17 protein-coding genes are annotated in these 16,964 nt (G+C 64.0%); 12 read left to right on the top strand and 5 right to left on the bottom strand.

The features are described 5' to 3' along the window. Positions 1-307 (bottom strand): reverse transcriptase-like protein (locus tag BG842_RS27875; protein WP_139136168.1); only part of this gene is annotated, 307 nt, incomplete at its 3' end. Between the two features lie 130 nt (positions 308-437). On the opposite strand from BG842_RS27875, the gene BG842_RS17180 reads away from it, so the two are divergent. The 6 genes from BG842_RS17180 (at position 438) to BG842_RS17155 (ending at position 7,332) form a co-directional block, all read left to right on the top strand. Further along, positions 438-2,054, top strand: coding sequence for an ABC transporter substrate-binding protein (locus tag BG842_RS17180; RefSeq protein WP_175424196.1), 1,617 nt, complete (start codon positions 438-440; stop codon positions 2,052-2,054). A gap of 30 nt (positions 2,055-2,084) precedes the next feature. Then, a complete protein-coding gene (locus BG842_RS17175) occupies positions 2,085-3,071 on the top strand; it encodes an ABC transporter permease (RefSeq protein WP_069451723.1) in 987 nt (328 codons plus the stop codon). Then, positions 3,068-4,084 carry an ABC transporter permease gene (locus BG842_RS17170; RefSeq protein ID WP_069451722.1) on the top strand — a complete coding sequence of 339 codons (1,017 nt, stop codon included), beginning with the start codon at positions 3,068-3,070 and terminating at the stop codon, positions 4,082-4,084. The genes BG842_RS17175 and BG842_RS17170 overlap by 4 nt, the downstream gene beginning before the upstream one ends. Next, on the top strand, positions 4,081-5,268 hold the full coding sequence (locus tag BG842_RS17165; protein WP_007977905.1) for an ABC transporter ATP-binding protein: 1,188 nt from the start codon (positions 4,081-4,083) through the stop codon (positions 5,266-5,268). The genes BG842_RS17170 and BG842_RS17165 overlap by 4 nt, the downstream gene beginning before the upstream one ends. After that, on the top strand, positions 5,265-6,578 hold the full coding sequence (locus tag BG842_RS32675; RefSeq protein WP_069451721.1) for an ABC transporter ATP-binding protein: 1,314 nt from the start codon (positions 5,265-5,267) through the stop codon (positions 6,576-6,578). The genes BG842_RS17165 and BG842_RS32675 overlap by 4 nt, the downstream gene beginning before the upstream one ends. Before the next feature lie 91 nt (positions 6,579-6,669). Next, positions 6,670-7,332: an HAD family hydrolase gene (locus tag BG842_RS17155; protein WP_007977909.1), complete on the top strand. Its 663-nt coding sequence runs from the start codon at positions 6,670-6,672 to the stop codon at positions 7,330-7,332. Here BG842_RS17155 and BG842_RS17150 read toward each other — a convergent pair. After that, the gene (locus BG842_RS17150) at positions 7,291-9,243 is read right to left on the bottom strand and encodes a molybdopterin biosynthesis protein (protein WP_069451720.1); all 1,953 of its coding nucleotides are present in this window, start codon (positions 9,241-9,243) and stop codon (positions 7,291-7,293) included. The genes BG842_RS17155 and BG842_RS17150 overlap by 42 nt on opposite strands. Before the next feature lie 55 nt (positions 9,244-9,298). Next, entirely contained in the window at positions 9,299-10,573 is a 1,275-nt protein-coding gene (gene glp / locus BG842_RS17145) for a gephyrin-like molybdotransferase Glp (protein WP_069451719.1), read from the bottom strand. 73 nt (positions 10,574-10,646) lie between these two features. Here glp and BG842_RS17140 point away from each other — a divergent pair, with 73 nt between their 5' ends. From BG842_RS17140 to BG842_RS17120, 6 genes are all read left to right on the top strand, one after another. Continuing rightward, positions 10,647-11,420, top strand: coding sequence for a GIDE domain-containing protein (locus BG842_RS17140; RefSeq protein WP_069451718.1), 774 nt, complete (start codon positions 10,647-10,649; stop codon positions 11,418-11,420). Positions 11,421-11,472: 52 nt separating this feature from the next. After that, on the top strand, positions 11,473-11,829 hold the full coding sequence (locus tag BG842_RS17135; protein ID WP_007977916.1) for an Hsp20/alpha crystallin family protein: 357 nt from the start codon (positions 11,473-11,475) through the stop codon (positions 11,827-11,829). 6 nt (positions 11,830-11,835) lie between these two features. Beyond that, positions 11,836-13,506: an AarF/ABC1/UbiB kinase family protein gene (locus tag BG842_RS17130; RefSeq protein WP_069451717.1), complete on the top strand. Its 1,671-nt coding sequence runs from the start codon at positions 11,836-11,838 to the stop codon at positions 13,504-13,506. Positions 13,507-13,605: 99 nt separating this feature from the next. Further along, positions 13,606-13,980, top strand: coding sequence for a hypothetical protein (locus tag BG842_RS17125; protein WP_069451716.1), 375 nt, complete (start codon positions 13,606-13,608; stop codon positions 13,978-13,980). Positions 13,981-14,100: 120 nt separating this feature from the next. Further along, on the top strand, positions 14,101-14,223 hold the full coding sequence (locus BG842_RS32570) for a hypothetical protein (RefSeq protein WP_256388543.1): 123 nt from the start codon (positions 14,101-14,103) through the stop codon (positions 14,221-14,223). A gap of 85 nt (positions 14,224-14,308) precedes the next feature. Continuing rightward, the gene (locus tag BG842_RS17120; protein ID WP_069451715.1) at positions 14,309-15,379 is read left to right on the top strand and encodes an aminotransferase class I/II-fold pyridoxal phosphate-dependent enzyme; all 1,071 of its coding nucleotides are present in this window, start codon (positions 14,309-14,311) and stop codon (positions 15,377-15,379) included. A 46-nt stretch (positions 15,380-15,425) separates the two neighbouring features. On the opposite strand, the gene BG842_RS17115 is transcribed toward BG842_RS17120, so the two are convergent. Continuing rightward, positions 15,426-15,893, bottom strand: a complete 468-nt coding sequence (locus BG842_RS17115) for a DUF5518 domain-containing protein (RefSeq protein ID WP_069451714.1) — start codon at positions 15,891-15,893, stop codon at positions 15,426-15,428. 159 nt (positions 15,894-16,052) lie between these two features. After that, complete coding sequence (locus BG842_RS17110; RefSeq protein ID WP_069451713.1) at positions 16,053-16,682, bottom strand: RNA ligase partner protein; 630 nt, start codon at positions 16,680-16,682, stop codon at positions 16,053-16,055. Between the last annotated feature and the right edge of the window lie 282 nt (positions 16,683-16,964).

Genomic DNA, 16,964 nt, shown 5'->3' with positions numbered 1-16,964 from the left:
GCACGCCGACGCGTGCGTTTCTGGGCGCGCGGACGGCCAACACGTCGAGGCCGAGGTGGAGCGCCCGGTACTCGGCGACGTTGTTGTCGGGCACGTCACTATCGGGGACGGAGAGACGGGCGACGCGCCTGCCGTCGCGCGTTTCGATGATTACGCCGAGTCCACCGGCACCGGACTCCCGGTCGAACGACCCGTCACTCGTGACGTAGAAATCACGGTGATGGGTGTGAGGTGGGTGGGCGATGTGTGGGGTGGGCGACTCATCGAACAGATCACGTAATGAGGGATGACGGCCGTGAACGGCCATATTTCCCGGTTCGGTATCAGGTCACATAAATCTGCGGTTAGGTTCGTTATAAAGTGTCATGAGATAATGAGTCACGGGCGATGTCGTCCCATACCACAGATATATATGCAATTACCCGCCATGTCAGGGTATGCCCGATGAGCGACTAAATCGGCGGACGTATTTGAAGTTTGCAGGAGGCGCAGCAGCGTCAGCGGCCTTGGCAGGCTGTACTGGCGGTGGGAACAACCAAAATCAGGATGGGACCGACGGTCAAACGTCCAGTACCGACAGCGGAGGTGATGGCGGCGGAAACACGACGGGAGACTTCCCCGCGACCATCACGCAAGGACAGATGCCGTCCACGCTCGACCCGCAGAACCACCGGGAGACGACCACGGATAACGTCGTCCTACAGGCCTACGAGGGCCTGCTCTCGCGCAACGCGGACGGGAAAATCATCAAGAAGCTGGCGACGAAGTACGAGCGGACCGGCGACAAGACGGTCAAATTCACCATCCGCGACGGCGTAAAGTTCCACAACGGAGACACGCTGACCGCGGAGGACGTGGCCTTCAGCATCAACCGCATCGTGAAGTCGGGCGTCGGCGGACTCGAAAGCCCGCAGAGCGACCAACTTTCGGGCGTGACAGGTGCGAAAGCCATGGACGGCGCGGTGGAAGTCACGTCGGACGGGGTGAATCCCATCATCTTCGCCCTCTTCGCGTCCTACTGTGACATCATGCAGAAGTCGTGGGTCGAAAGCCACGACAAGAACTACGTCGCGAAGAACATGAACGGGACCGGACCGTTCAAACTCAAGAACTACACGGAGGACGTGAAGGTCGTCTTCGAGCGCAACGAGGACTACTGGCAGGAACCGGCCTCGGTTTCGGAACTCACGTTCAACGCGGCGAAGGAGTCCAGCACGCGGGTGAACCAACTCGTCAACGGCGAGACGGACATCATCGTCAACGTGCCGCCGCAGGACGCGGGACGCGTGAAGGGGAACTCGAAATCCCGCCTCGCGGCGGTTCCGAGCACGCGCATCATCTACAACGCGATGCGCTACGACGTGAAACCGTTCGACAGTCCGAAGTTCAGGCAGGCGATGAACTACGCCATCGACCTCCAGAGCATCATCAAGAACGTGCTTTCGGGCTTCGCGGACCAGACCGGTCAGCCCACGCTGAAAGGGTTCACGGGGTACAATTCGGAGGTCGGACCGTACCCGGCGAACAAGAAGAAGGCGGAACGACTGGTCGAGGAGAGCGGGAACGCCGGAGCGACGATTACCCTTCACACGCCCGTCGGGCGGTACCTGAAGGACTTAGAGATAGCGCAAGCGGTGGCCCAGCAGATAGACCAACTCAAGAACGTCAACTGCTCGGTTCAACAGCGAGACTTCAACGCGCTCGCGGGAGAACTGACGGACGGGAAGATAAAGACGGGACCGCACTTCTACCTCATCGGTTGGGGGAACGCGACGTTCGACGCGAGCCAAACCATCATTCCGCTGCTCACGACCGACGGCGCACTGACCTCCTACAGCAACGAGAAGGTGGATAAGCTGATGAAAGAGGCCCAGAACATGCCCGACGGCGACAAGCGCAACGGGAAACTGAAGGAGGTGAACAAGATTCTCCACGACCAAGCGCCGTGGATATTCCTCAACCGACAGTACAGCGTGTACGGCGTCAGCCAGCGCCTCAAGTGGCAAGCGCGCCGTGACGAACGCATCGACGCATACGCTATCTCTCCAAAGTAGATGAACGCACTATCGATGGGGTGGTTATAGATGTCGATGGGACGATTTCTGCTCCGACGGAGCGTCCAAGGAATCTTCGTCATCTGGGGGGTCGTGACCGTGGTGTTTCTGCTCCGATTCGTCACGCCCGGGAACCCGATTACGGTCATCGCCCCCTTGGATGCCAGTCCGGCGCTGAAACATCGAATCGCGGTCGAACTCGGGCTGAACCAACCGCTGTACGTCCAGTACGGCGAGTACATCTGGAACCTGCTCCACGGGGACATGGGCTACTCGTTCATCTCGGGGACGCAAGCCAGCACGCGCATCTTCGCCCGCCTCCCGGCGACGGTCGAGTTGGCGGTCGCGTCGAGCATCGTCGCAATCGTGCTCTCGATTCCGCTGGGCGTCATCAGCGCGACGCGGCGACACGACCCGGTGGACTACGCCGCGACGACGTTCTCGCTCGCGGGAATCAGCACGCCGAACTTCTGGCTCGGCATCATGCTGGTGTTGCTCCTCGCGGTCGGGGGACCGTTCCCGACGAGCCATCGCGGTATCGGGTTCGTGCCCGCGGTGGAAATGCTGTTTTCGCAGGGAAGCGTGAACGGCCTCGTGACCTGGGCGAAACACATCTTCCTCCCGGCGATAACGCTGGGAACGTACTTCACCGCGCTCATCACGCGGCTGACCCGGAGCGGCATGCTCGACGAACTGGGCAAGACCTACATCCGAGCATCGCGGGCCAAGGGACTCCCGGAGACGCTGGTGCGGTACAAACACGCGCTCCGAAACACCCTCATTCCCGTCATCACCGTCCTCGGCTTGCAGTTGGGGACGCTCATCGGCGGTGCCGTCATCACCGAATCGGTGTTCGCGTGGCCGGGACTCGGGACGTTGGTCATCAACTCCATCAACGCCCGTGACTGGCCGCTGATTCAGGGGTCGCTCATCGTCATCGGCACCGGGTTCGTCCTCGTGAACATCTTCGTGGACTTCCTGTACGCGTACATCAACCCGCAGGTGGTCTACGAATGATTTCGCCGCGGACGCTCCGGAACCTCAAGCGGGAGTTCCGTCAGAGCCTCTTGGCGAAAATCGGCATCGTCGTCGTCATCGCGGTGATACTCGTCGCGGTGTTCGCCCCGGTTATCGCACCGCACAATCCGAACCGGCAGAACCTCGACAACTCGAAACTGCCGCCGCTCGGGTTCAGCAAGAAGACGACCCAAACGAGTTCGGAGATGGTCGACGGCGAGATACAGATCACCAACAACACGACGTACGTCAAGGCACAGCCGTCGCATCCGCTCGGAACGGACCAACTCGGGCGCGATATGCTCTCGCGGGTGATTTACGGCGCGAGAACGTCGCTCCTCGTCGGTCTCTTCGGAACGGTGCTGGCGATGCTCATCGGCGTCACCGTCGGGTTGGTCGCGGGGTACTACGGCGAAATCGTGGACGACGCGCTGATGCGGAGCGCGGACATCATGCTGGCGTTTCCGTCGCTGGTGTTAGCGATAGCGCTGGTCGGCATGTTCAGACGGTCGGTGTTCACGATACCCGACCCGATAGTCGCGGCCGGACTCGTCTCGGGGATGCCCGGTCAAATCGGGATTCCGGGAACGGTCGTCATCGTCGTCGCGCTCGTGAACTGGGTCTGGTTCGCCCGCGTCTCGCGCGGCGAGGCCCTAACGGTGGTCGGCGAGGAGTACGTCAAAGCCTCCCGCTCGGTCGGCGCGAAGGACTCCTTTATCCTTCGAAAGCACATCCTGCCGAACAGCGTGACGCCCATTATCGTGCTCGCCACCATCCAAATCGCGGCCATCATCCTCCTCGAAAGCTCGCTTTCGTACCTCGGCTTCTCCGGGGTGAACCTCTCGTGGGGATTCGACATCGCACAGGGGAAAGACTACCTCGCCACGTCGTGGTGGATTTCGACGGTTCCGGGGCTCGCCATCGTCATCACCGTCATCGGCATCAACCTCGTCGGTGACTGGTTGCGCGACGCGCTCGACCCCGGTATCGAGGGCGAAGGAGGTGGCGTATGAGCGACCTGCTTCGCGTACGCGACCTCTCGACCCGCTTCTTCACGGAGAAGGGGCAGGTCAACGCCTGTGAGTCCATCAGCTTCGACGTGCAGGAGGAAGAGGTGTTCGGCGTGGTCGGCGAGTCCGGATCGGGAAAGAGCGTCGCCGCGCTCTCCATCATCGACCTCGTGGAGTCGCCCGGCAAAATCACGTCGGGCGAGGTGTGGTACCGCAACGCCACGCTCGCCGAAGAAGTCGAGGGCGACCGTCCCGAGGCGGTCGACGGCGAGTTCGTGGACATCCGTCAGTTGACGACGCGGGAGCGCCGCGCCTTGCGCGGGCCGTCGTTCAGCATGATATTTCAGGATCCGATGAGTAGCCTGAACCCGTCGATACCCGTCGGCGAGCAGATAGCCGAAGCCGTCGAGGTGCAGCGGCGGGCGAGGTCGAACCCGCGTTCGACCCGCTCGCGGACGCAAGGCTACGGACTTGCGAGCCTCGTCGCGGGCACGGTGCTCCCCTCCCAAAGCTACGTCAGCGAACCGAGTCGCGCGAAGGCGATCGAACTGCTCGAACAGGTCGGTATCCCCGACCCGGCGGACCGCGCCGACGAGTATCCCCACCAGTTCTCGGGCGGGATGCTCCAGCGGGCGATGATCGCCCAAGCGCTCGCCGGTGAACCGGACCTGCTCATCGCGGACGAGCCGACGACGGCGCTCGACGTGACGATACAGGCCCAAATCCTCGACCTGCTCCGCGACTTGCAGGCCGACACCGGAATGAGCATCATGCTCATCACGCACAACCTCGGCGTCGTCGCGCGGATGTGTGATCGCGTCGGCGTGATGTACGCCGGTGAACTGGTCGAACGCGGCACCCTCGAAGACGTGTTCGACGCGCCGGTCCATCCGTACACGCAAGGATTGCTCGGGTCACTTCCCGACTTGGAGGACCCGGCACCGCGTCTCCAACCCATCGAGGGGAACGTCCCCGACCTGCTGGATTCGGAGATGGGAGAGCGCTGTTACTTCGCCGACCGCTGTCCGAAGGCGATGGAGGAGTGTCTCTCCCATCCGTCGATGCACGACGCGGGCGGGAGCACCGAACACGAAGCGCGTTGCGTACTCACCGAAACGGAGTACGACGAGTCGCGCGCGCTCTCGTCGAACCACTTCGGAGAATCCCAAACGGAGGAGAAACGATGACCGACCATCTCGTTCGCGTCGAGGAACTGCAGAAGTACTACTTCGAACAGAACACCCTGACCGACCGAATCCTCGGTCGTGAGCCGAAGAGCGTGAAAGCCGTCGACGGCATCTCGTTCGCCATCGAAGAGGGCGAAACCCTCGGATTGGTCGGCGAGTCCGGGTGTGGAAAATCCACGACGGGGGAGACCCTGTTGAGCCTCCGCGACGCGACGGACGGAAAGGTCGTCTTCGACGGTCGGAACGTCTACGACATGGACGACCTGACGGAATTCAGAAAGCGGGCACAAGTCGTCTTTCAGGACCCGTTCTCCAGCCTCGACCCGCGGATGACGGCGGGCGAAATCATCCGCGAACCGCTGGACGTTCACGGCGTCGGGTCGCGGACGGAACGCCGCGAGCGCGTCGAAGACCTCATGGAACGCGTCGGGTTGTCGGCGGAGCAGATAGACCGCTACCCGCACGAGTTCTCTGGGGGGCAGCGCCAGCGCATCGGCATCGCCCGCGCGCTGGCACTGGAACCGGACTTCATCGTGCTGGACGAACCCGTCTCGGCGCTGGACGTGTCCGTGCAGGCGCAGGTGTTGAACCTCCTGCAGGACCTCCAGAACGAACTCGGCCTGACGTACCTGTTCATCGCCCACGACCTCTCGGTGGTTCGGCACATCTCCGACCGCGTGGCGGTGATGTACCTCGGCGAAATCGTCGAACTCGGGCCGGTGGACGAGATATTCACCGACCCGCAACACCCCTACACGAAGGCTCTGCTGGAGAGCGTGCCGCGCGCCGATACGAGCGAGCAAGAGCGCGACATCCACACGCTCTCGGGCGACGTGCCGTCGCCGCGCAATCCGCCGTCCGGGTGTCACTTCCGAACGCGGTGTCCGAACGTCATTCCCCCCGACGACATCGAGATTTCCCAATCCGCGTACCGCGAGGTGATGGATTACCGAGAACGGCTCGAATCGGGCGAACTCACCCTGAGGGGCGTTCGGGAGTTGGCCGCCGGTGCGGAGAAGAAACCCGAAGACGTGGACGACGAGGCCCTCGAAGCCGAGTTGTGGGACGAACTGTTCGACGACGAACTGGAGGGCGAAAACCGCGCGACCGTCTCCGAATCGTTCGACCGGTTCGTCGCGGGCGACCGTGACGGTGCCATCGCCGTGATGGCGGAACGCTTCGAGAGCATCTGTGAGCGCCGGACCCCGATGCTCCAGAACCGCGAACACCCCGCGGCCTGTCACCTCTACGACCAACCGCCGGAGTCGGAGCGGGAGGCGGGACGGGAAGTGGAGTCGTCGGCGGACTGAACGGCCGGTCACGACGCCTATTTTTCGCGCGCCGGACGAGTGGCTCTAGACGAAGACTTATAAGCAAAGGAGCACTACTGTATGAACCCCAATGGTCGCCCGTGAGTACGATTTTTGGCTGCTCGATTTGGACGGGACGCTCATCGACATCGACCCGTCGTACGTTCGCTCGGTGTTCGAGCGGGTGAGTGACCGCCTCGGCTACGAGTTTACGGACTACGAATCCGAAATCATCTGGCACGGTCTCGGCGGGTCGCGCGACGCCCAACTCCGACGGTGGGGTCTCGACCCGGTGGAGTTCTGGGAGGCGTTCCACTCCATCGAGGACCCGGAGGTTCGCGCCGAAAACACCTTCCTCTACGACGACGCCGCGTTCGTCGCCGACCTCGACTGCCCGGTCGGACTGGTGACCCACTGTCAGCAGTTCCTCACCGACCCGGTGCTCGACGGACTCGACATCCGCGATTGGTTCGACACCGTCGTCTGCTGTGACGAACAACTGGGCTGGAAACCCGACCCCGAACCGGTCGAACACGCGATGGGGCAACTCGACGTCAACGGCACCGACCGCGGCGTCCTCGCGGGCGACGGGTCGAGCGACATCGGCGCGGCGTGGAACGCGGGGCTGGATGCGGTCCACGTCGAGCGACACGACCCGACCCGTCGGAGACAGTGCGTCCTCGGCGACTACCGCGTGAACAGCTTCGACGAGCTATGGTCGAACGCCGGACAGACCTTCGAGAACACCGACTAACGTCGAGTCGAGCGCGGCCGCCAGTTCCTCGACGCCTGCCTTTTCCTCGCGGTTCGGATTGACGAGGATGCGAACTCGCTCCTCGCCGAGCGGGACGAAATCGAGGTCGAGTTCGTCCGCCGTCGAGCGCAACCCGAGTCCGGCGTCCGCTGTCCCGGCGGCGACCTTTCTGGCCGGGCTTTCGTGGGCCTTCACCGTGAGTTCGAACCCGGAGATGGATTCGACGAGTTCGTGGCGCGTCGTTCCGCGCTCCTCGGCGAGGTCGGCGACGGCGTTCCCGAGCGTGGTCCGAAGGCCGGAGTTCGTCCCGCGGTTGATGAATCGGAGGTCGCGGTCCACGAGGTCGGCCAAGCCCTCGATGTCGTCTGGGTTGTCGGGAGGAACGATGAGTCCCCACTCGCGGACGTAGGAGGCGAGTTCGGAGCCCGTGCTCGCGGACCGCGATTCCGCATCGCTCGCGGCGTCGCCGCTCGCACGTTCGTCGGACCGTGGTTCCGCCCCCTCGGTCGCTACCGCGAAGTCGGGTACGCCGTTCCGGAGGCGGCGCAACCCTTCCCGACTGCCGAACGGGAGGTATCGTGGAGAGTCCAGCGAATCGAGCAGTCGGGAGAGGGCGGGGTCGTCCTCGCCGACGCCGAGGACGGACGGCGGGCGAACGTCCGGCGAGAAGAGTCGCACGGAGACCTCTTCACCCTCCGCGAGATAGGCCGTGTCGGGATGCACCGTCACCACGCCGTCAGCCTCCACGAGGCTGGTCGTGGCCCCGCTGCCCTTGTCCACCGGGTAGGCGAGCGTGCGGCCGTGTTCGTCCTCGACCAGACCGGTCGGCATGAGTCGCATTCGGCCCTCGCCGTAGCGCTCCTCGGTCGCCATCCGCGCGTCGACAGTCGCGGTGGCGGGGGCGGGGAGTCCGGCCGCCTCGCGGATGGCGGGCGCGACGAAAGCCCGGAAGATGGTCAGCGCGGAGACGGGGTAGCCCGGCAGGCCGACGTACGCGGAATCGGGGAACCGCCCGATGAGCATCGGTTTGCCGGGTTTGACGGCGACGCCGTGGAGCAGGAGTTCGCCGCGCGATTCGATGACGCGGTAGATGACGTCCACGGCGCTCGCGCTGGTCGAACCGGAAGAGAGCACGAGGTCGCACTCCTCGGAAGCCTCCAACAGCAGGCGCTCCATCTCCTCGTAGTCGTCGCCAGCGTGGGGGTACAGAACGGGGTCGCCGCCCGCCTCTTCGACGGCGGCGGCGATGGTGTAGCTGTTCACGTCGTAGATTTGGCCCGCCTCGTCCGACAGCGGGTTGCCGGGGCGGACGAGTTCGTCGCCCGTGGAGATGATGCCGACGCGGGGCGTTCCGCGGACGGGCACCTCGTCCACACCGAGGGCCGACAGCAGGCCGATTTCGCGGGCGGTGAGTCGCGTTCCGGGGCCGAGGGCGCGCTGGCCCGCCGCGATGTCCGCCCCGGCCAGCATGGTGTGGTCGCCGGGTGCCACGGCGGTTCGGATTTCGACGCCCGTCCCGTCGTCGCGGTCCACGTAGTCGGTTCGCTCGACCATCACCACCGCGTCCGCGCCGGGCGGCATCACGGCCCCGGTGGAGATCTCGACGGCTTCGCCCTCGCCGACTTCCACGTCGGGTTCCGTCCCGGCGTGAACCTCCCCAACGAGGTCGAGGACGGTTGGGTCGGCCTCGTCCGCTCCGAACGTATCCCGCGCTTTGACCGCGAAGCCGTCCATGCTCGCGCGGTCGAACCCCGGCACGTCGCGCTCCGCGTCGAACCGCTCGGCCAGCACGCGACCGCGCGCCTCCGTGAGCGCGACCGACTCCGATTCGGGTGAGAGGTCGAGCGATGCAATCGCCTCGTGCGCTCGTTCCGGTTCGGCGAGGTCGCGGAACTCCTTTCGGTCGGTCACGCGAATCCCTCCGTGGTGAGCGTGACGCTATCGGACGCGGGTTGTCCGATTGAAATCACGCGGACCACTCCCAGTTCGCCACGGCGACCGTCTCGCCCTCGCGAATCCCCTCGCGTCCTTCGGGAACCTCGACCCAGCCGTCGGCCAGCGCGACGCTGGAGAGGACGCCGGACCCGCTGGCTCGCGTCGGGGTTGCGACCGGTTCGTCGCCCTCGCGGTCCAGCGTCACCCGGACGAACGACCGGACGCCGGGTTCGCTCCGAATCTTACGTCCGAGGCGGGCGGCGGTCGTCGGGGGGTCCTCCAGCGGGAGGTGACCGGCCCACTTCAGAGCGGGACGGAGGAACTGCATCGCGTTGATGATACAGGCGACGGGATAGCCGGGAAGCATCACGACCGGCGTCCCTTCGACCGCATCCTCGGAACTCGAAGCGTTCCGGCTGTCCGACGAGCCGTGCTCGACGATGCCGAGCGCGACCGGATGGCCCGGCTTCAGCGCGACGCCGTGGACGACGACGTCGCCGATGGAGGAGACGACTTCCGGGAGCAGGTCGCGTGCACCCACGGAGGACCCCCCGGTCGTGACGACGATATCGTGATCGAGGTTCGACTCGATGGCCTCGCGGAGTCGGTCCTCGTCGTCGGTCACGACGTCATGGTAGGTCGCGCTGCCACCCCACCGCTCGACCAGACGGGAGACGGTGAGGCCGTTCGTCTCGATGACTTCGCCCGGTTCCGGGTCGGCCTGCACCAGTTCCTCGCCGGTCGGAATCACGGCGACGCGCGGCCGGTCGTACACCGTGACCTCGCTCACGCCGACGGATTTCAACATGCCGAGGTCCGACGGGCGAAGCCGATGTCCGGCCTCGTACAGCGATTGGCCCGCCTCCACGTCCTCGCCGACGGGAGCGACGTTTTCGCCCTCCGCCACGGCGTCGAACACCTCGACCTCCTCGCCGAACTCGTCGATCTGCTCTATCATCACCACGGCGTCCGCGCCCTCCGGTACCTCGCTCCCGGTGTGCACTCGAACCGCCGCGCCGGGTGCCATCTCCTCCGCGCGGCGGAGGACCTCGGGCGACCGGCCGCTGGCTCCGAAGGTGTCCTGCGCACGAACCGCGTAGCCGTCCATCGCCGCCCGCGAGTAGTGGGGGACGTTTCGCGGGGCATCGACCGGTTCCGCGAGGACCCGTCCGTCCGCGTCGCGGAGCGGGATGGAATCGGTTCGGTCGTGACCGGCGACGACCTCTCGCAATCGGTCGCGCGCCGCCGACACGCGCGTCGTTTCCTTGAACCCGGACCGTTTTCTGTCCGGTTGATGGTCGCTCATATGAACCCGTTCGGGACGATGGGCAAAAAGGGAGCGGGGAACACTTATCGTTCCGTAGACAGCATCGTCCCGCATGGCCCTCCTCAACCACCCGTTCGCCCTCGCCCTCGCCGGTGTCGCCGTCGTTCTCGGTTGCGTGATGATCTGGTACGGCGGGCGCGAACTCGTGCTCGCGTATCGTATCCTCACTAACGACCCGAGCGACGTGATGTCGCTGGGCGACGGCGGCCCGGTCGAAGTCGAAGGGACCGCCCAACCCGAACGGGGGACCGTCACGTCGCCGTTCACCGGAACGGAGTGTCTCGCCTACGAGTACGTCGTGAAAGAAGAGCGCAACTCGAAGAACGGTCGCCACTGGGAGACCATCGATTCGGGGCGGAACCACACGCCCTTCCGCATCGAGGACGAGACGGCGAGCGCGCTCGTCGATCCGCGCGCGGCCGACTTTCGCTTCAGCGCCGAACGCTCCATCGACGTCCGCGGCGGGACGCGGCCGCCCGAACGGGTCGTGGAGTTCATCCGGCGAAACGACGACGTGGACTCCGAGGAACGAAGCCTCGACCTGAAAGTGGTCGAGTTGAACACGGGGAAGGACCGCAAATACATCGAACGGCGGCTCGACCCCGGCGAGTCGGTTCACATCCTCGGCGAGGCGCGCTACGACGCGAGCGCCGGACACGACGCGGGCGAGGTGAACGTCGTCATCGGCCACGGGGAGGATACCCGGTTCCTCGTTTCCGACACGGACGAACGCGGCGCGACGTTGCGCGTAGCGTGGAAGGGACTTCCCTTCGTGGTCGCCGGGGTCTTGTTTTTCGCCATCGGCGCGTTCGTGCTCGGATGGTAACACGACCGTCGATACCGTACCCTTTTTCGGTCCTGCCTCCTAACACGGAACTATGTCAGCGCTGCGCGATGCGTTGCGAGAACTCCCGGACGCCGTGTTCGCGGACCTGTTGGAGAACGATGAGGCGTATCTCCTCGTCCTCGATATGCCCGGCGTCACCGAGGAAACTATCGACATCGACGTGACGAATGGCCGCCTCCAGATAGAAGCGCGGCGCGAGAAGAACGTCCCCATGGAGTTCGACTACGTGAGCGAGGAGCGGCCCCTGTTCCTCGACGCCGAACTCCCGCTTCCGCCGGACGCGACCGGCGCGGGTGCGGAGGCCGCGGTGGGTCGTGGCGTCCTCGAAATCACGCTCCCCAAACAGTCGTCGGCTCCCGACGAGTCGGTGCCGGTCACGAGCCGCTAAGCGCGGGTGGTCACACTGGCATTCCTCCGCGCATACCGTCGGTTCGTCGTCGTCGCATGGCACTTCCTGCCGCTGCTGGTGAGCTACGTCCGCGACCGGAACCGATTCCTGTTTTTCGGGTCGTCCCGACGGGTGACCAGCGAGATGCGAATCGAGCGGGCGAACACGCTCCTCGAATCGCTGCTCACCCTCGGCCCGACGTTCATCAAACTCGGGCAGTTGCTCTCGACGCGCCCCGACATCCTCCCGCCGGAGTACGTGGACGAACTCTCGAAGCTTCAGGACGAAGTGCCGCCAGCGCCGTGGGCGGACGCAGAACGGGTCATCGAGGCCGAACTCGGCCCCGTCGAGGACCACTTTGACGAGTTCGACACCGAGGCGATAAGCGGCGCGAGTCTCGGACAGGTGTACGCCGCACAAATCGACGGCGAGCGCGTCGCCGTGAAGGTCAGACGCCCCGGCATCGAGGAGTTGGTCGAGGCGGACCTGCGGGTCATCCGCTGGTCGCTCCCGCTCCTCATGCGCTTTATCGGACAGGCGCGAGCCTTCTCGCTCGAAAACCTCGCCGACGAGTTCGGTCGCACGATTCGGGAGGAGATGGATTACGGCCGCGAGGCGTCGATGTTGACAGAAATCCGCGAGAACTTCGCGGACGACCCGGACATCGCCATTCCGCGCGTCATCACGAGTCGTTCCGGGTCCCGCGTCCTCACGATGGAGTACCTCGGCGGGACGAAAATAAACCGCGTCGACGAACTCGCCGAGGAGGGACTCGACCGCCACGAACTCGCCGAGACGCTCCAGCGGGCGTACCTCCAGATGATAATTCAGGACGGCGTGTTCCACGCCGACCCCCATCCCGGCAACCTCGCCGTCACGGACGACGGCCGCATCATCTTCTACGACTTCGGCATGAGCGGGCGGGTGGACGAGTTCATCCAGCGCAAAATCGTGGACTTCTACATCGCGGTGGCGAACCAGGACATCGAGGGCATCCTCGACGCCCTCATCGAGATGGGGACCCTCAGCCCTGAAGCCGACCGGGTGACGATGGGGAAGGTGATGGAACTCGCCATCGAGGACGCACGGGGCGAGGACATCGAGACCTACCGCGTCCAACAAATCGTCTCGCAAGTCGAGGACACGATTTACGAGTTCCCGCTCCGGTTGCCGTCGAACCTCGCGCTCGTTCTCCGCGTGGCGACAGTCGTGGAAGGGGTCTGTGTCACGCTCGACCCCGGCTTCGACTTCATCGCGGTGGCGACGGAGTACCTCACCGAGGAGGGCTACCGCGAGGAGTCCATCAAGCAGTACGTCTCCGAGACGGGTGACCAACTGCAAGCGTCGGCCCAGTCGCTCGTTCGGACGCCGCCGAAACTGGAACGGGCGCTGGACCGCATCGACAGAGACGACCTCTACGCCCGCGTCAGCATCGAGGACAACAACGACGTGTTCGACCTGCTGGCCAAACGCCTCATCTACGGTATCCTCCTCGCCTTCGGCGGGTTGACGACGGCGGTGCTGTACGCCGCGGAAGCGTTCCCCGCCGCCGCGGTGGCCGGAGCTATCTCGCTGTTCATCACCATCCTGCTCTACCGCTCGTTCCGCAAACGGCGCGGGATTCGGGCGACGCCGCAGTTCACGCGCCAGAACCTGCGGGATCGAGGCGGGGAGTAGGAACTCGTTGACGCCGTTGCCGTCTTGCGATTCGTCGTCCGCCGACTAATATCATATGGATTTCAATATCTTTTTGCACGGCGGAGACACGTTGAAGATGTGACTACAACCGTCCGGTCCGCCGCCACGAACACCGAGAGCCACTGGTGGATACTCCTCCTCCCGAGTCTGTTGTTGTCGGTTTCCGCCACGCTCGGCCTATCGGTTTCCGCGATTGCCTTCCGCCTCGAACCGTCGAGTACCCTCTCGTACCTTCCGCCGCTGGTCGGACTCGTTCTCGCTCTCGCGTACTTCACCGCCCCCGCCGCCGTCGCAGTCGGAATCCACTTCGACCGGCGGTACATCGCGTCGGTGTCCGACTGGGAACCCCGGTCCGAATACACCCTCCTCGGCCTCGCCATGTGGTTCGGTATCGGCATCCCGCTCGGTCTGCTGTACCTCTACCGTCGTCACAAGTACGTCGGCGTTCCCTGAATCGAGCGAAATCACCTCGGTTGGTTCCGTCGCTAAACAAATTTCATCCCACGGACGGTGCCGTGATTTAATACCACCCGGACGGAATTGGCATGATGATGAGCACTGAGTCTCGTCGCGGTGGCGGTACAACTCAGTGGGTCGCCGCTCCCGGATTTCCTCGGTCTCGATGCGTTCGTTTGGTTTGATGTGGTCGGTGCCGGGGTGCTTATACTCCACACGAGCGGCGTTTTCGAGGAGTGAATTCTCGGCCCAGAAGGGCACTCTATCGAAACGCACGAGCTGCCCCATTCCGTAGCTTTTCGACCGACCGCGCCCAAGCGTCGGTATGAACATCGAACCATTCGGCTTGGAACGCTGGTTCGCCGAGTACGAACACGAGGCCGACATCATGCTGGCCGAGAGCGGCATCCGGAGCCTCGACGCCGACCGCTTCGATTTGAACCCCGGCGAACTGGGCTACGTCATCCCGACGAACGGGGACCCCGAATTCCGCGCCGAGATCGGCGAGCGCTACGGCCGGAGCGAAGACGAAGTGCTGTTCACCTGCGGAACGCAGGAAGCGAACTTTCTGGCGTTCCTCAGTCTGCTGGACGATGATGGACATGCCGTAGTAGTTACCCCGACGTACCAAGCCCTCCACGCCGTCCCCGAGTCGATGGGCGAGGTGAGCAGGGTGTGGCTCGAACCGCCGGAGTGGGAACTCGACGTGGATGCCGTCGCCGACGCGATTCGGGAGGATACGAGCGTCGTCGTCCTCAACAACCCGAACAACCCGACGGGGCGGTATCACCCGCAGGAGAAGGTCGAGGCCGTCTACGACCTCGCGGAAGACGCCGGGGCGTACCTGCTCTGTGACGAGGTGTACCGACTGCTCGCGTCCGACCCCGTGGACCCCGTGGCCAGCATGGGCGAGTACGGCATCAGCACGACGAGTCTCACGAAGGCCTACGGACTCGCTGGCCTGCGGTTCGGCTGGCTCGTCGGGGCGGAAGAGGTCGTCGAAAGTGCGTGGGAGTGGAAGGACTACACCACCATCTCGCCGGGTATCATCGACCAGCACGTCGCACGGCAGGCGCTCGGCGAGCACGAAGACGACATTCTCGCGGAAAACCGCGAGTTGGCGGCGAACAACCGCGACCGCGTGCGCGAGTTCGTGGACGATCACGGACTGGAGTGGTACGACCCGGTCGGCGTCAACGGGTTCGTTCGGATTCCGGACGGGTTCGAAGACGCCGAAGCGTTCTGCCGCGGCGTCGTCGAAGAGGAGAGCGTCGTCCTCGCGCCGGGGACCCTGTTTGGCTACGACCGGTACTTCCGCATCGGGTTCGGACTGCCCGCCGAGGAGTTGGAAGACGGATTAGGACGCGTCGAATCGTTCCTCGAACGGCACCGATAAGCGAATCGGAGCATACCGTCGTCCGCCTATTTCGTGAGGGGGATGGTCAGGCGGTCGAGTCGAGCAATCGAGGAGAGTGAAGACGCTCGGAGAGCCATCCGCCGATACCACCGCCCACTCTGCCGACGAACGAGACGACGACGAACAGGAACGCGGCGAGGATGAACACGAGTCCACCCACGACGACGGGCAGCAACACGGGGTCGCCGACGATAGGCGCTCCCCACGCGTCGCTGAATCCGATGGCGCTCTGCCAGAGCACTATCGGAGTCCCGCCTACCACACCCGTTATCGTACCTGCACGGGAACTCGCCGCTGGCCGTTGCTGATAGCAGTACCCGGCAATCACGCATGCGACGAACAGCGCCGAGGCGTTACTATTGCGAGGGAGGGCGTTCGGCGTGAGTATCCAGTTTTGCCACACCGTCACCGGAATCGATGCGACTCCGAGGAGGACCGCGAGACGAAACTCCTCGCCGGTTACATCGGCGAGGAGATTCCGAATCAGGGACATATGTAAAGAGTTCGTGCAGTTTATCTTAAATCCACTGTCGGAGTGACCGACGGTCGAAGAGGTATTTTCGCGTGCGTTCGGCGTGACGAGACACGTGAGCGGGCACTCTGGACACGAATACCCGCAAAAGCGTAACGAGGATGAACGCCGTCGTCGAAATTACATCTCTTCGCTCGCGTCGAGATACGATTCGAGGAGCGGCGGGAAGTCGCGGCCGCGGAGGTAGCGCAGGCCGAAATCCTCGGCCCAGTTGATGATGCCGGTGTCCTCGGTGACGACGCCCGCGTCGAGTTCGCGGGCGAGGATGAGCAGGTCGAAGTCCTCACGGGAGTCCAAGACGCCGCGGCGGAGCGTGGAGCGGTACTGACTTCTGAGGTCGGAGATGACCGTCCCCACGTCGGCCTGTCCGTTGTCGAACGCTTCCCTGACGGCGTTTTCGGACACGCGGAGGCCCTTGTCCACGCGGCCGCTCATCTCGTCGATGAACCGGTAGACGAGATCGGCGGGAATCATCACCTCGAAGCGGGCGGGGTTCTTCTTGATGACCCACGTTTCGAGTTTCGAGAGGACGGGCTCCGAGACGCCGCGCTCTTCGAGGATGACGGTGAGTTCGTCGTGAACGGAGGGCGGAATGTAACAGGAGATGTTGAGCGCGAGTTTCGCGGTGGCGATGGAGTCGAGAAGTCGTTCGATGGCGTCCTCCAATCCCTCGTCTCCGACGCGGATTTCCTCGGAGAGGAAGACGGATGTATCGAGGACGAACCGCTGTTTCAGCGGATGTTCCGGCATATGTGGCGATTCGAGCCGAGAAGCAAAAGCCCTTCCATGACATTTGTTCACACCCAACATGTGCGAACTCCTTAAAAAGGTTCATAACTATCGATGACCAAGGTTCAGTTGTAGCAGGAACTCCGAGAACAAACCGGATGGTTTCCGTCGATTAGACAGAAACGCGGAGCAAACACCAAGTCGTCGGTTAAACGACAACGAGGTCAACGCTCCGACGGAAAACCGAAGCGACGCGATAATCGTCCGCAAGGACGGTCGTGAAGACCAAGTAACGGACGGCGT

This window comes from Haladaptatus sp. W1 (genome assembly GCF_001723155.1).
GTDB lineage: Archaea > Halobacteriota > Halobacteria > Halobacteriales > Haladaptataceae > Haladaptatus > Haladaptatus paucihalophilus.
This window is presented reverse-complemented; position numbering and strand designations above follow the sequence as displayed.

What these genes read in the sequence shown, in the direction of transcription:
- glp (WP_069451719.1), bottom strand. Translation starts at nt 10,573, where the DNA reads ATGAGCGACCATCAACCGGACAGAAAACGGTCCGGGTTCAAGGAAACG.
- BG842_RS17170 (WP_069451722.1), top strand. Translation starts at nt 3,068, where the DNA reads ATGATTTCGCCGCGGACGCTCCGGAACCTCAAGCGGGAGTTCCGTCAG.
- BG842_RS17135 (WP_007977916.1), top strand. Translation starts at nt 11,473, where the DNA reads ATGTCAGCGCTGCGCGATGCGTTGCGAGAACTCCCGGACGCCGTGTTC.
- BG842_RS17165 (WP_007977905.1), top strand. Translation starts at nt 4,081, where the DNA reads ATGAGCGACCTGCTTCGCGTACGCGACCTCTCGACCCGCTTCTTCACG.
- BG842_RS17140 (WP_069451718.1), top strand. Translation starts at nt 10,647, where the DNA reads ATGGCCCTCCTCAACCACCCGTTCGCCCTCGCCCTCGCCGGTGTCGCC.
- BG842_RS17120 (WP_069451715.1), top strand. Translation starts at nt 14,309, where the DNA reads ATGAACATCGAACCATTCGGCTTGGAACGCTGGTTCGCCGAGTACGAA.
- BG842_RS17115 (WP_069451714.1), bottom strand. Translation starts at nt 15,893, where the DNA reads ATGTCCCTGATTCGGAATCTCCTCGCCGATGTAACCGGCGAGGAGTTT.
- BG842_RS17155 (WP_007977909.1), top strand. Translation starts at nt 6,670, where the DNA reads ATGGTCGCCCGTGAGTACGATTTTTGGCTGCTCGATTTGGACGGGACG.
- BG842_RS17180 (WP_175424196.1), top strand. Translation starts at nt 438, where the DNA reads ATGCCCGATGAGCGACTAAATCGGCGGACGTATTTGAAGTTTGCAGGA.
- BG842_RS17110 (WP_069451713.1), bottom strand. Translation starts at nt 16,682, where the DNA reads ATGCCGGAACATCCGCTGAAACAGCGGTTCGTCCTCGATACATCCGTC.
- BG842_RS17175 (WP_069451723.1), top strand. Translation starts at nt 2,085, where the DNA reads ATGTCGATGGGACGATTTCTGCTCCGACGGAGCGTCCAAGGAATCTTC.
- BG842_RS32675 (WP_069451721.1), top strand. Translation starts at nt 5,265, where the DNA reads ATGACCGACCATCTCGTTCGCGTCGAGGAACTGCAGAAGTACTACTTC.